Origin of the sequence: Halomonas sp. AOP27-A1-41 (assembly GCF_052378605.1) — a bacterium.
Taxonomy (GTDB): domain Bacteria; phylum Pseudomonadota; class Gammaproteobacteria; order Pseudomonadales; family Halomonadaceae; genus Vreelandella; species Vreelandella citrativorans.
In genome coordinates this window covers 106509-119440 of sequence record NZ_JBQSXT010000013.1, presented here as the reverse complement: position 1 = coordinate 119440, position 12932 = coordinate 106509, and the positions used below count along the sequence as shown (strand labels likewise).

At 52.8% G+C, this 12932-nt stretch carries 13 protein-coding genes; 6 read left to right on the top strand and 7 right to left on the bottom strand.

What is annotated here, in order from left to right; genetic code table 11:
• A partial coding sequence (locus tag ACT3TC_RS10565; RefSeq protein ID WP_444640005.1) for a PcfJ domain-containing protein occupies nucleotides 1-245 on the top strand: 245 nt, incomplete at its 5' end.
• Nucleotides 246-275: 30 nt separating this feature from the next.
• Here ACT3TC_RS10565 and ACT3TC_RS10560 read toward each other — a convergent pair.
• From ACT3TC_RS10560 to ACT3TC_RS10540, 5 genes are all read right to left on the bottom strand, one after another.
• Nucleotides 276-1514, bottom strand: a complete 1239-nt coding sequence (locus ACT3TC_RS10560) for a PDDEXK-like family protein (RefSeq protein ID WP_444640004.1) — start codon at nucleotides 1512-1514, stop codon at nucleotides 276-278.
• A gap of 218 nt (nucleotides 1515-1732) precedes the next feature.
• Nucleotides 1733-2593: a hypothetical protein gene (locus ACT3TC_RS10555; protein ID WP_444640002.1), complete on the bottom strand. Its 861-nt coding sequence runs from the start codon at nucleotides 2591-2593 to the stop codon at nucleotides 1733-1735.
• Nucleotides 2590-4191, bottom strand: a complete 1602-nt coding sequence (locus tag ACT3TC_RS10550; protein ID WP_444640000.1) for an acyl-CoA synthetase — start codon at nucleotides 4189-4191, stop codon at nucleotides 2590-2592. Before ACT3TC_RS10550 ends, ACT3TC_RS10555 begins: the two co-directional genes overlap by 4 nt.
• Nucleotides 4188-5357 carry an acetyl-CoA acetyltransferase gene (locus ACT3TC_RS10545; protein ID WP_444639998.1) on the bottom strand — a complete coding sequence of 390 codons (1170 nt, stop codon included), beginning with the start codon at nucleotides 5355-5357 and terminating at the stop codon, nucleotides 4188-4190. The genes ACT3TC_RS10550 and ACT3TC_RS10545 overlap by 4 nt, the downstream gene beginning before the upstream one ends.
• A complete protein-coding gene (locus ACT3TC_RS10540) occupies nucleotides 5357-6196 on the bottom strand; it encodes an IclR family transcriptional regulator (protein WP_087107836.1) in 840 nt (279 codons plus the stop codon). Before ACT3TC_RS10540 ends, ACT3TC_RS10545 begins: the two co-directional genes overlap by 1 nt.
• Nucleotides 6197-6372: 176 nt before the next feature.
• On the opposite strand from ACT3TC_RS10540, the gene ACT3TC_RS10535 reads away from it, so the two are divergent.
• The 4 genes from ACT3TC_RS10535 (at nucleotide 6373) to ACT3TC_RS10520 (ending at nucleotide 10087) form a co-directional block, all read left to right on the top strand.
• Nucleotides 6373-7383, top strand: coding sequence for a DctP family TRAP transporter solute-binding subunit (locus tag ACT3TC_RS10535; protein WP_444639996.1), 1011 nt, complete (start codon nucleotides 6373-6375; stop codon nucleotides 7381-7383).
• Between the two features lie 75 nt (nucleotides 7384-7458).
• Nucleotides 7459-7950 carry a TRAP transporter small permease gene (locus ACT3TC_RS10530; RefSeq protein WP_444639994.1) on the top strand — a complete coding sequence of 164 codons (492 nt, stop codon included), beginning with the start codon at nucleotides 7459-7461 and terminating at the stop codon, nucleotides 7948-7950.
• Nucleotides 7943-9292 (top strand): TRAP transporter large permease, encoded by a 1350-nt coding sequence (locus ACT3TC_RS10525; RefSeq protein ID WP_444639993.1) that lies wholly within the window; start codon nucleotides 7943-7945, stop codon nucleotides 9290-9292. The genes ACT3TC_RS10530 and ACT3TC_RS10525 overlap by 8 nt, the downstream gene beginning before the upstream one ends.
• Nucleotides 9293-9313: 21 nt before the next feature.
• Complete coding sequence (locus tag ACT3TC_RS10520; protein ID WP_444639991.1) at nucleotides 9314-10087, top strand: SDR family NAD(P)-dependent oxidoreductase; 774 nt, start codon at nucleotides 9314-9316, stop codon at nucleotides 10085-10087.
• A 68-nt stretch (nucleotides 10088-10155) separates the two neighbouring features.
• Here the strand turns inward: ACT3TC_RS10520 and ACT3TC_RS10515 are convergent, their stop codons facing one another.
• The gene (locus ACT3TC_RS10515; protein ID WP_444639989.1) at nucleotides 10156-11328 is read right to left on the bottom strand and encodes a UbiH/UbiF/VisC/COQ6 family ubiquinone biosynthesis hydroxylase; all 1173 of its coding nucleotides are present in this window, start codon (nucleotides 11326-11328) and stop codon (nucleotides 10156-10158) included.
• Nucleotides 11329-11468: 140 nt separating this feature from the next.
• Between ACT3TC_RS10515 and ACT3TC_RS10510 the strand changes: the two genes are divergently transcribed.
• Nucleotides 11469-12371, top strand: coding sequence for an NAD-dependent protein deacetylase (locus ACT3TC_RS10510; RefSeq protein WP_087107848.1), 903 nt, complete (start codon nucleotides 11469-11471; stop codon nucleotides 12369-12371).
• On the opposite strand, the gene ACT3TC_RS10505 is transcribed toward ACT3TC_RS10510, so the two are convergent.
• A complete protein-coding gene (locus ACT3TC_RS10505; protein WP_444639987.1) occupies nucleotides 12305-12916 on the bottom strand; it encodes a DNA-3-methyladenine glycosylase in 612 nt (203 codons plus the stop codon). The genes ACT3TC_RS10510 and ACT3TC_RS10505 overlap by 67 nt on opposite strands.
• Nucleotides 12917-12932 lie beyond the last annotated feature (16 nt).

Here is a 12932-nt window from a genome sequence, read left to right as displayed (position 1 = left end):
ATTCAGTATCATTTAGAAAATCCGATATTGTTGCGTTGGAAAGTTGGGATGCTTTACTGGCTGAAGGCAAGCAAATGCATCACTGCATTGGCAGTTATGCGGCACAAGTCAGCGCTCGTCAGGTATTTGTCTACCACATGGAAGCACCAGAAGCGTTAACCATCGCGATCTCCTCACAAGGCAGCCAGTGGGGAGTGCAAAATACGTGGCTATTGCAATGCATTACCGAGCGAGGCGTCACTTGAGGCAATACAGCGATGGTTAACTGCTCACTATTAGGAGTGGGTTGTGGCTTGGGCTTCTGGCAGGAAGGCGTGCTCGTTCACCCATTTCGCTAAATCGCCCAGCGCTTTCATGGCGCCTGCTTTAGTGTACTCGTGGGGCCATGCACTCAATGCTAAACAGCGCCCTTTAACTTCGTACCAGGTATGCGTGTCATTACCGTCTCTGTACCAGCTACAGCTCGGCTGTTTAGTGTCAGGTGTTACGTCCAGGAAAGCTTGCTCGATATTTTTTAGCCAAGGGTCATTGCTTGTTTGGCTTTCCAGATATACTCGAACTTCAAAACCGATACTTTCATCGCCTTCTGACACTGAAGAAGGATAATAAATGAGACATATTTGGGCAGCTCCTGAATTACCCCAAGTACTGGGGGAAAAGCGCCAGGCTTTTATATTGTCACCCCAGTCCTCGGGGTTATTTTTGGTATTAATGTCTGTCGTCGCTATTTGCAATGCAGCAGCAATATGACTTTTACCTTCCGCCACCAGTTCTTGCTCGAATTGTTTCAAACGTTGAGATGCTTCATATAAGCTATTGAAATGCTTTAACGAAAAATCCAGTTCGTTTTTTGTCATCGTCTTTTCTTCAGTTGGGTGGGCGATAGAGGCGAGATGCTGTAATAATTCCTGGTAGAAAACTTGCCATTTTGTCTGATTGGACGGGGCCACGTCTTGCCCGTAAAGTTCATACGCCGAGGCCACTATTTCCGAGTAGGATAGCGTCGGCCAGCCTGCGTTACGGGCGGGTATCCGAACACCTTCTTTGGTGTCATCCGGGCATAAAACGCACTTGTAGGTGGTAACCGCATAGCTTTCCAGCAATTTGTCATAGGCATAAAACGGATTATTCGTCGCTGCAGCCCATACTTTATGCTCGATGCCTAATACGAAGTCGTTTCCCGAAACCACTAAGTCCAAGCGTTTGGTTGACTCGCTTTCAACATTCCAGCTTCCTACTTCCCGTTCGGTAGTGATTGCTTCCCAGTCGACTTGCTGTAGATCGTCATGATCAAACTTACGAGCTAGCGCATGCAAAATGGCCTTGGCTAACCAGTGCGGTGCGCCGGGATAGCCGCCCATAAAGAAGGCCATTAAGTCGGATAGCCGGTTCTCATGCTGACCTGGCCCTGCAACGGAAAACAAATTGGGTGTTAAAGGTTCTGGTTTAGGCAGCAGTGCCAATTTCTCGAAAAAACGCTCCAACGCTGCCAAATCGGCCGATTCTGAAGACATTGATTAATCCTAAAGAGTGGTAAATGGATCCCGTCCATTAGCTTGCTGCCTAATTATACTATTGGCGAATGCGAATCGTATGACTAGGTAACCTTAAATTATCCAGCGATAATTGGTCACGCGATAGCATAGCGTTAAGGGAAACTGTCGGTATTCGTCATCGTTGCCAGGCGGGCCACGTGGCGCTGACGCCTTCTACGTTAACTGATAAGAGCGAATTAAAAGCTCAGCAATAGCTCACAGGTAACGCAGATAGCATTTCGCCCAGGGGCAAGCGCTCCTTGATGTTGTTCGCCACCGATACCGACAGAGACTGCTTGAAGTGAGGGTTGCCCATCTTTCAATGTTCCATTGAGTATCAGTATTTCATTCGCGTGGCTTTTAAGCTGGTGGCCGTCTGTAAAACAGGTTTTCACCAGGCTTCCAAGGCCCATGATCTGTGCCGTATCAATCCCGTAACGTTTAGTGGTTGCTGCGATGGCGGTATTGAGGTCTTGATTCGGGCGTAGCGTCAGTAAGAGGGCGTTGGGCTTAGCGGCACTGCTGGCACCCTGGTAAGGCGCAAAAAGAGGAAACCGGGTTTCTTCATCAGCCGTGACGGCCAAATAGGCGCCTTCTATCGCGATACACGATACCTCAATGTCATTGGCTAATATCGACGCGGGCGCTAGCAGATGGCCAACCGCGGTATGCCCATCGCCTTGCTGCCATATCCCGTGGCAATGCAGGAAAGGTTCACCATCACGCAGGCCTACATGAATGCCTGCGGTGTGTATATTGGCCGGTGGTGATAAACGGTGCGTTTCACTGTACCAGGCGGCATGTTGCCCACTTGGGTCATCGCCCGGGATGACATAGTGAAGCGTTTGCATCGCTGCATTATTGATCGTTAAGTACGCTGATGAGATGGCCTGCTTTTGAAGCGCTTGGACGATGGCGTCATGTAGCGTTTGGCCGCCTTCAAGCGTGAGTGATCGCTCTTGGGTATGGCAGAGCTGCGCCTGGTAGCGCGCTTGTGCAGGCGTGCCAGGGTGCTCAATATAGCCAAGCGTTGTCGTATTGCTGGGTGGTGAACTCATGTTGCCTCCTGTAATTCACCACGCTCCGTTAATGTTTCACGAATGAGCTTTTTAGTGATTTTTCCATAAGCTGTTTTGGGCATTTCTTCCCAGAATACGTAGCTTTTAGGCATCTTGTAGCGAGCAATGCGCTCACTTAGCCATGTATTCAAGGAGGCAGCATCCAGTGGCTGGCCGGGGTACAACACACACACGGCTATGCCGACTTCACCCCAGACAGGGTCAGGTACGCCCAATACGGCTGTTTCGGAAATGGCAGGATGGCTAAGCAGCTTCTCTTCGATTTCGCGAGGATAAATGTTGGAGCCGCCCGATATATACATGTCCGAAACGCGCCCGGTCAGGTAAATGAATCCTTCTTCATCCCGATGGCCCAGGTCGCCCGTTAAAAACCAGCCATCTCGAAAGCTCTTTTGATTGGCTTCGGCGTTATTGTAATAGCCCGCAAAAACAGCCGGCCCGATGACGGCGATTTCTCCCGTTTCACCGGCAGCAACTTCAGCACCGCTGCTATCCTGAATTTGCACCTGCATGCCGGTACGCGAAAAGCCGCAGCTCCCGATTTTCATGTGGTTATCGTCAACGTGGTGAAGCGCAGGGGGCAGCACCGTTATATTGCCGGTTACCTCGCCAAGCCCGAAATACTGAACCAGCACGGACCCTAATGTTTCCAGCGCTTTCACCTGGTCGGACCGGTACATGGGCGCACCAGCGTAGACAACGTAGCGTAAGGAAGAGTGGTCATGCCGCTTTACACTGGAGTGCTCAATGAGCATTTTGACGATAGTGGGAACGGTGAATAAGTTGGTCACGTTCCACTTTTCAACAAGCTGCCAAATCACCTCGGGGTCAAATTTCTCGTCCGCTGGGAGTATGGTTTTAACGCCGTGAGCGACTTGGGCAAGCTGATGAACGCCCGCGCCGTGAGACAAAGGCGCGACGACGATAGACGCGTCAGAGGCGCTGGTTCCTGGCATCAAGTCACATAAATGATTCGTGACAACGAAGGCCATTTGGCCATGGGTCAGTACCGCTGCCTTGGGGCGCCCGGTGGTACCAGAGGTGAAGAAAAACCACGCAGGGTCATCGCGATTAACCGCAGCGGTTGGCATGTGCTGGCCTGAAAAGCGTTCCACCAGCGTTTCGTAATCGACGGCGAAATCACTCTCTCCAATCGAGATCGTCACATCAACAAGAGGGGCGCAAGCGGCGGCGTGATGGGTAAAGCTGGCGCCACAAAGCAGGCCTTTTGCCCCAGAGGATTCAGCCAGGTAAGCCACTTCGTCGGGCGACTGACGATAGTTGGTCGGCACCCATACGGCGCCTATTCTCCAACAGGCAAACATTGCTTCAAACATTTGGTGGCAGTTGGAGGACTGAACCAGTAAGCGGTCACCCTTTTGCAGGCCCATTTCATGGCGGAGCGCGTACGCAAACGCTTGTGAGCGCTCCTCCATCTGTTTCCATGTCCAGGTCTTTTCGCCCCACACAAAGCCAATCTCATTCGAGAAGCGGCGCGCGCTTTCGGTGAGAAGGTGAGACAGGTTCATTACTCGGGTAGAAACAGGCATGACGCTATTGTGTTCATTCAGGCTCATTTCACACGCTCCAGAATAGACACGTAATTAGTAACGGCCGCGCCGCCCATATTGAAGACGCCAGCCAGGTTTGCATTGGGTATTTGCATCTGTTCCGCCTCACCCATTAACTGCATGGCGGCCATTACATGCATGGAAACACCGGTAGCGCCGATAGGATGGCCTTTGGACTTTAGCCCGCCGGATGGATTGACAGGCAAGGCGCCATCTTTTTGCGTGATACCTTCCTGAATAACACGATAGCCTTCCCCTTTTTTGGCGAGCCCCATCGCTTCGTATTCAAGCAGCTCGGCGATAGTGAAGCAGTCGTGCGTTTCGACGAGGGATAAATCCATAATATTGACGTCAGCGCTTGCGAGCGCTTTCTGCCAGGCCATTGATGCCCCACGAAACTCCAATATGTCTCGTCTTGAAAGCGCCATTAAGTCATTGGCTTGCGTTCGTGCCCGAAAGGCAATCGCACGCTTTAATTGAGTGGCCGTTTCGGCATCGGCAATGATCATGGCTGCCGCGCCATCCGAAATGAGCGAGCAGTCTGTGCGGCGCAAAGGACCTGCGACCGTCGGGTTGCGGTCTGAAACGGTGGCGCAGAAATCGACGCCGATATCTTTGCGCATTTGGGCATAGGGGTTAAACACGCCGTTGGCGTGGTTTTTGGCCGCGATCATGGCGAGTTCGTAGGAGCGATCCCCGTAGGTTTGGAAGTAACGTTCCGCAATTTCACCGAACACTCCCGCAAAGCCCCCCGCAATATGGGCTTCTTCATGGTGATAGCTGGCGCTTAGCAGAATGTTGCCCACTTCAGCGGTAGGCGTTGCCGTCATTTTTTCAGCGCCGATGACCAGGGCGATGCGTCCACGGCCAGACTCTATAAAGTCGAGCGCGCCATGCAGCGCTGCGCTGCCTGTCGCGCAGGCATTTTCGTAACGCGTGGCGGGCGTGTGCGCAAAGCGCTCGTCGCCCATCGCCACCAGGGCTGCCTGGAAGTCCTGAGCCGAGAAACCATTGTTATAGACACCGACAAAAATGCCGTCGATAGCCTCATGGTCGACGCCTGCATGAACGAGCGCATCCTGAACCACGCTTTGCATCAGCGCTTGGGTATCGGGTTCGGGCAATTTTCCAAAAGGGGAGTGGGCCCAACCGACGATCTGTGCTTTTGTCATTATTTGCTCCTGGCGAGGGGAGTGGGAGATGTTTGATGTCTTGTAAATTCAGCGGCTAACAGATGCTCAATCGCTAACGCTTCTTCTTTTAATCTCGGCACAAGCGTTTGGGAGCGGCGTGGTTCCTGCATGCGGCTCTCTATCGCTGCCAACGAAAGTGAGCCGGCCAGTACGCCATCAGGCCAACGTAGGGCAATGCCGATTCCCCATGAATCCGCAAACACCAGCCCAGGGTTAACGGCATAGCCCTGCAACCGCGTTTCGTTCACCAGGTTTACCATATGCTCTGGAGCCAGTTGGGGGTATTGCTGTTCAAGGAGCGAGCGTTGAGCATCTAATACGTGGGTAATTTCAGCGTCAGGCAGCGCTGCCAACATGGCGAGTGAGCCTGCGCCTACTCCCAGAGGATGATAGGCGCCTTGCACAAGGGCATGGGTCCGAATGGGGTAAACGCCGTCTTCACGATACAGACACAGCGAGAAGTGGCCTCGGCGGATAGAAAGGCAAGCGGCATCTTCCGTTCGCTGCGCTAAACGAGCGACATTGCACGTAGCCAGGCGCGTCAGGTTATGTTGCTCGGAAGCTCTGTGGCCCAGCAAATAGGCTTCTGGGCCTAATTGATAATGATGATTAGCGGGCGATTGCTCTACCATTCCTGCATTAATAAGTGCCAGCAGCAATCGTCTTACCGTGGGCTTGTTTAAACCACTGTGCCTGGTTAAATCGGCCAGTGAGCTGCCTTCGGCTTGTCGAGCAATCAGGCTTAATAACCCCAGTGCACGGTCGACGCTTTGTGCACCAGCGGTTGTGCTCTCCGTTATTAAGGCTTTATGTTCCATATTATGGACCGATTGTTGTTTTAATGGCGCGTGTATTGAGCTTGTTTTGCTGATACTTTGACTTTCTGGAATGCTTTTGGCAAATTTTTATTGTCGTATATATAACGAATGGTCCATATTGTGGATTATAACAATCAAGTGCGTTAGCACGGATACGCCACGAGGAATAGAACATAATGAAACGCCATGCTTTTTTAAAAACTGTCTGGGCCACCTCTGCTGCAAGCTTGCTTTTTGCCAGTGCGGCATCCGCTGAAACATTAAGGCTTTCTCATAACACCGGTGACACCACCACGTGGCATGAAGCCGCTGAACTCTTTAACGACTTGTTAAATGAAGCCTCAGAAGGCGAACTGTCGGTTCGTACGTTTCCTAACTCGCAGTTAGCGGGTGGCGACCAGATGCGCCAGTTTGAAATGGTGGGTAGGGGCGCTATTGATTTAGTGATGACCTCCGCCATTAATGTCACGCCGTTAATACCTGAAATGGCTGTTTTTTCACTGCCTTATCTCTACGACGGTTATGATCAGGTAGACGCCACCATGAACGGCGAGCCGGTTACGTTGCTTGAAGAGATCATGGATGAAAAGGGCGTTAAGGTGCTGGCCTGGGGTGAAAGCGGTTTTCGTGAACTGACCAATAGTAAACGGCCGATTCGTAGCCCTGACGATATGCGCGGGTTAAATATGCGTGTGGCAGGTCCTATGTATGTTGATGTTATGGATGCACTGGGCGCCAACCCGCAGCAAATGCAGTGGGTCGAGACGATCTCGGCATTGCAGCAAGGCGTTGTTGACGGCCAGGAGAACGGAATTGGTGCCGTTATCATTCCCCAGCGTATTTATGAAGTGCAAGACTATATAACGCTCTGGCACTACTCGTATGACCCTGTCTTTTTAGGCGTTTCCAAGCAGCGTTGGGAAAGCTTCGATGCTGAAACGCAGGAGATGGTTCAGCAAGCGGCTGACCAGGCCATGGCGCATCAGCTCGCCATCACTCGCGAAAATACGGCCAAGGGCGTCGACTTTCTTCGTGAGCAAGGCATGGATATTACCGAATTGACCCCGGAAGAGATTGAGGTATTTAGGCAAGCAACGGCACCTGCCTTTGATATCTGGGCTGAAAGAGTCGGTCCTGACATTGTTTCCAGCTTTGTCGAAACGATAGAAAGTTCCAAGCAGCAATAACGAATAGCATTTACTGACAATAACTCTGACTAACCTTAGTCAGAGTTATTGGTGTCAGTATAGGGTCAATGCCTTATGAAATTTATAATTAACGAATTTGAAAAAATAGTATGCACTGGCCTCTTCTTGAGTATGGCGCTACTTGGCTTCGCTAATGTCGTTGTTCGATACGGTACTAACTACTCGCTTGCCGCGACAGAAGAACTTCTTACCAATGGGTTTTTGATATTAACCATTTTTGGCGCGGCGATTGCGGCAAGGCGGGGTGAACACTTGGCGGTAACTGTTCTCTATAACGTATTGCCAAGGCACGCTAAAACAGTCGTCTTTATGTTGTCTGTGCTGCTGTCTGTAACGTTACTATGCATGTCAGCCTATTTCTCCTGGGAAGTATTAAGCAATCAGTTTAATAGTGGAACCCGCTCTTACGGACTAGGGTTACCCGCCTGGTACTATCATGTTGCTGTACCCTTTGGCTTTATTCTCATTGCTATCCGCTTTTTGCAGCGTGCATGGCAAGAAATGAACGGCAACGTGGAAGCCACGATCGGAGGCGCAGATGTTTGATATCTTCGGCACGCTTTCGACAGGTTCACAGATGATTACCGCCTTTTTCCTGCTGCTTTTGTTGAGAGTGCCCGTCGCATTCTCACTCGGCCTGTCCGCTATTTATGCCATGTGGCACATGGGGTTTGGATTAGATCTCGCCGGTGATTTGATTGCGACAGGTATTACCAAATTTTCATTATTAGCGATTCCCTTCTTTATTCTTGCTGGAACGTTGATGGGAAGGCTTGGAATTGCTGACCGGATGATCCGTTTTTTCAGAGTACTGGTGGGTGGTCTGCCCGGAGGAATGGGTATCGTCGGTACGGTCGTTTGTTTGTTTTGGGGGGCTGTTAGCGGTTCTGGCCCGGCATCGGTTGCCGCCATTGGGCCCATGATCATAAAAGGCATGGAAGAAGACGGCTACCGCAAGGCCTATGCTGCAGGTTTGGTGTGTACGGGCGCGGCCTTGTCGATCGTTATCCCGCCTTCTATCGGGTTAGTGATTTACGGCGTTATTGCTGAAACCTCAATATCGAAGCTGTTTATGGCTGCCATTTTACCTGGCCTGATGATGGGCGGTTTAATGATAGTGACCCTGCCGTGGGGGCGCGTGAAAAACGCAGGAGCTGCGGGATCATCTGGCCTGTCATCTGAACCTTCCGTTATGTCGATGGGCGATAACCCTTACCCGCAACTGGGCTATGCAGGTCGATTATGGGCTTCCTTTAAAGACTCTTTTTGGGGCCTGCTCACGCCGGTCGTTATTTTGGGAGGGATATACGCCGGTGTGTTTACCCCTACGGAAGCCGCATTAGTGGCCACTATCTATGCGTTACTGGTGGGCGCGGTCATCTATAAAACATTAAGCATCAAAAAATTGTATGAAGCCGTTAGTGATGCAGCGGCATCGTCTGCCGTCGTCATGCTGGTGGTTGCGTACGCAAGCCTGTTTGGTTGGGTGGTGACGGTTGATGACCTGGTAGGCACTTACTCTTCCATGCTGTTAGGCATGAGCAACAACGAGTGGGTTGTTTTATTGGTTATCATGCTGATCTTGCTGATTATTGGCATGTTTATGGATGCGGTGACGGTGATGTTTATTTCGTTACCGGTGTTTCTTCCTATTGTGCACCAGCTTGGCTGGGACCCTGTCTGGTTTGGTGTTTTGGTGATGATTAACCTCTCCATTGGCCTGATAACACCACCTGTGGGTATTAATCTTTATGTCGCTGCGAATGTGACAGGTCTTTCCATTGAAAAAATAGCGCGAGGCACCTTTATTTGTGTTGGCGCGTGTTTGGTAGGGCTCGCATTAGTGGCTTTTTTCCCGCAGATATCCATGCTTTTGGTCAGTCAATAATAACGAGAGAAGAGGTGCTTGATGGTCACTAAAAAAGTTGCCGTTGTAACCGGTGGTGCGCGGGGAATCGGGCTTGCTGCCGTAGAGATTTTTCTTGCAAAGGGTTATGACGTAGCCGTGGTGGATATGAGCTACACGGTTGCCAACGAATTGGCCGAGACGTACAGCGGCGTGCTGCCAATCGAATGTGATGTTTCTAATCCTGATGACGTTATCGCCATGGCTGCGGTCATCGAGCGCCAATATGGTCGTGTCGACGCGCTAGTCAATAACGCAGGAATAGCCGCTCTTCATCCGATAGAGGAGACTGGCTTTGATAGTTGGAAAAAAATCATGTCGGTGAACCTGGACGGCACCTTTCTTGTTACGCAGGCCCTTACGCCGCTGATGAAAAAGGTATCCGGAGCGATTGTTAACGTAGCTTCTATCGCGGGTTTGCGCGCCAGTACGTTAAGAACGGCTTATGGTACGTCCAAGGCGGCGGTTATTCATTTAACCAAGCAGCAGGCAATGGAGTTGGGCGAGTACGGTATAAGAGCCAACTGCGTGGCGCCTGGGCCCGTAGAGACGGAGCTATTGGCAAAGCTGGTGGAAGCCGCGCCGGAAATGAAAGCAAGCTACCTTGAGACGATTCCTCTTAACCGGTTTGGTCAGGAGAAAGAAATAGCCGAGGTGATTGCCTTTTTATGCTCCCCAGAGGGCGGGTATGTCACGGGGCAGACGATTGCGGTTGATGGTGGTTTTCAGTCAGCGGGAGTGGGGCTCACCGCCTTACGAAGTGCTAATAACCCGTAAGTAGCTGGCGCAAGCTCCACTACTTGGCAGCATGCGCCACTGCGTTTATCGGCCGTTATTAAATACTTTTATCCCCTCTTAAACGGATTCAACCCATTGGCCTGTTGCATCATCATGCGCTTGGCGAGTGGGAAGCGTTCGGCCAAATGCAGGCTTAGATCACCCAGCTGGCGCAGTGGTTTGGCGCCGGTGAACAAGTGGTGGAAGCTGTCGGTCGCGGCGATCATGGCCTGATTTGCCACGCGGCGCTGGCACTCGAAACGGTGCAGGTTAATGTGGTCGCCCGGGTCGCGGCCTTTAATAACCATCTCGGCCAATGTATCGGCATCGTGCAGGCCAATATTTAACCCTTGGCCTGCCAGCGGATGAACCACATGGGCAGCATCGCCAATTAACGCCAAGCGCTTGCCGATATAGCGGCGGGCGTGCTGGCGTTTAATCGGGAAGCTGGCGCGGGCGACAATGCGGGTCAGTTTACCCAGCCGTTTGGGGTACGCGTTTTCAATCGCCGCTTTAAGCGCATCGTCATCCAGCGCTTCGCGGGCTTTGGTCGTCTCATCATGGTCGTACCACACTAACGATGCCCGATGGCCGGGTAGCGGCAGCATGGCGATGGGCCCGGTCGGCGTAAAGTATTGCCAGCTCACATCCTGCTGAGGAAGCGCTGTTTCCACGTTCACAATCAGCGCCCGCTGATGGTAGTTATGGCTAGTGACCTCGATGCCCGCTAGCTGGCGTAGCGTTGAACGCGCGCCGTCGGCACCGACCACCAGGCGTGCGCTCAGCATCTTGCCGTTATCCAGTTCGACCACCCGCTTGTCGCCAGCAATCAGCGTATTGATAGGCGCGCAGTGGGTATAATAGGTAACGCTGGGCAGCTCTTTAAGGCGCTGCCAAAGGGCGTACTGAAGCGTTCGGTTTTCAATAAACAGGCCAAAATCGTCCATGCCGCTATCATTGGCAGAGAACACGCTATGCCCAGTGCCGTCCAGGTTGGAGACATCGATGTGGCGGAAGGGGCAGCAGCGTTCCTGGGGCAGTTCTGTACCGCTAAGCTTAACAAACGCCAGCGAGCGGGCGTTTAACGATGAAATACGCAGGTCATAATCGCCGCTCATGGGGGTAGGCGTGGCACCTCGCTCGATCAGTCCGATAGCGTAGCCCGCGTTACCCAACCGGGCCGCCAGCGCGGCTCCCACCATACCGCCGCCAACAATAATAATATCGTGATCGCTCTGCATGAGGCGCTCCTTCAATGCATGGTCAGGCATCGCTGCTCAGTACGTTAAGACCAGGTACGTTGCATGTGCCCATAATGTCCTACAGTATCGTCGAGATAGGGGAAACTTGCCTAGGGCATCAATTGACGCAGGCCGTGGAAATGGAAAAAAGTGTGGCCCAAGCGGGGTTTGAGCTTGCTCGCTTTATCGAGCAGCACCCCAGGTTGTGGGTAATTACCGGCGCAGGTGTGAGTACCGATAGCGGTATTCCCGACTACCGCGACGCTAACGGTCAGTGGAAGCGGCCACCTCCTGTTCAGCATGGTGACTTTATGGCATCGCTCAGCGTGCGTCAGCGCTATTGGGCGCGTGCGCTGGTCGGATTTAAAGCACTCCGCGAAGCCCAAATAAGTGGCGCTCACCAGGCGTTGGCCGCGCTAGAGGCGATGGGGTTTGTAGAGCTTTTGGTAACGCAGAATGTTGATCGCCTTCATCAGCGGGCAGGTTCAAAGCGTGTCATCGACCTGCACGGCCGAGCGGATCTGGTGAAGTGCATGACCTGCCATTACCAGATGATGCGCCACGCCATGCATAGCGAAATGGCGCGCATGAACCCTGCCTTTGCGGTACTTAATGCCACGCACGCGCCGGATGGCGACGCTGACCTGGAAACCGATTTCAGTACGTTTCGCGTGCTTGATTGCCCGCGTTGCGGCGGCATTTTAAAGCCGGACGTGGTTTATTATGGCGATGTGGTGCCTGCTGAGCGTCGCCAAGCGGCGCAGGCAGGCTTGAACAAGGCGGATGCGGTGCTGGCCGTAGGCACGTCGTTAATGGTGTTTTCGGGCTACCGCTTCTGTCGTGATGCTCATGCCATGGGCTTGCCCATTGCCTCGCTGTCGCTGGGTGTTACCCGGGCAGATACGCTACTCAGCCATCAATGGCGTGCCCCATTAACGCCGGTATTAACCCATGCCGTTAAGCGGTTGACGCTGGGTCAGCGCGCTTTGGATACCCACGGGTTGCCTTCCAGCCAAAACCGCCAGGGCGCATCACGATCATGAGGCTCGGCGTAGTCGATGCCGACACGCGGGCCGCTGGCAATGGGCGTCGAGTGGCTGCCTGCACATACCCACAACTGCTCGGCGCGCGTCATATCGTGGCCGTAAAGTGCTTTATCCACGCCAAGTGCCCGGGTGAGTTTGCCGGGCCCGTTACATAATTGCCTGCCCGGTATACTGCGCCGCTCGCGCATGGCTTGTTCGTTAAGCACGGGTTCAACAGCGCGGATCAGCACTGCACAAGGCGAGCCTTCAGGCTCGGTGACGATATTAAGCAGCCAGTGCATGCCATACACCAGGTACACGTAGGCGTGACCGGGCTGGCCGAACATCGCCGCCGTGCGAGGCGTTAATCCTCGGTGGGCATGGCAGGCTGAGTCGTGGGCGCCGCAATAAGCTTCTGTTTCGACAATACGCGCCGCCATCTGAACGCCGTCTATGACACGCACTAACCAGCAACCTAACAGGTCGTTGGCGACGGCGACGGTATCGCGTTGATAGAAGTCGCGTGACACCGGAGGCAAAGGTAGCCCATGAAGAGATGACATTATCTCACCGCCTGCT

Excerpts from the sequence above, each read along its gene's own strand:
- ACT3TC_RS10560 (WP_444640004.1), bottom strand. The coding sequence starts at position 1,514 with ATGTCTTCAGAATCGGCCGATTTGGCAGCGTTGGAGCGTTTTTTCGAG.
- ACT3TC_RS10555 (WP_444640002.1), bottom strand. The coding sequence starts at position 2,593 with ATGAGTTCACCACCCAGCAATACGACAACGCTTGGCTATATTGAGCAC.
- ACT3TC_RS10550 (WP_444640000.1), bottom strand. The coding sequence starts at position 4,191 with ATGAGCCTGAATGAACACAATAGCGTCATGCCTGTTTCTACCCGAGTA.
- ACT3TC_RS10545 (WP_444639998.1), bottom strand. The coding sequence starts at position 5,357 with ATGACAAAAGCACAGATCGTCGGTTGGGCCCACTCCCCTTTTGGAAAA.
- ACT3TC_RS10540 (WP_087107836.1), bottom strand. The coding sequence starts at position 6,196 with ATGGAACATAAAGCCTTAATAACGGAGAGCACAACCGCTGGTGCACAA.
- ACT3TC_RS10535 (WP_444639996.1), top strand. The coding sequence starts at position 6,373 with ATGAAACGCCATGCTTTTTTAAAAACTGTCTGGGCCACCTCTGCTGCA.
- ACT3TC_RS10530 (WP_444639994.1), top strand. The coding sequence starts at position 7,459 with ATGAAATTTATAATTAACGAATTTGAAAAAATAGTATGCACTGGCCTC.
- ACT3TC_RS10525 (WP_444639993.1), top strand. The coding sequence starts at position 7,943 with ATGTTTGATATCTTCGGCACGCTTTCGACAGGTTCACAGATGATTACC.
- ACT3TC_RS10520 (WP_444639991.1), top strand. The coding sequence starts at position 9,314 with ATGGTCACTAAAAAAGTTGCCGTTGTAACCGGTGGTGCGCGGGGAATC.
- ACT3TC_RS10515 (WP_444639989.1), bottom strand. The coding sequence starts at position 11,328 with ATGCAGAGCGATCACGATATTATTATTGTTGGCGGCGGTATGGTGGGA.
- ACT3TC_RS10510 (WP_087107848.1), top strand. The coding sequence starts at position 11,469 with ATGGAAAAAAGTGTGGCCCAAGCGGGGTTTGAGCTTGCTCGCTTTATC.
- ACT3TC_RS10505 (WP_444639987.1), bottom strand. The coding sequence starts at position 12,916 with ATGTCATCTCTTCATGGGCTACCTTTGCCTCCGGTGTCACGCGACTTC.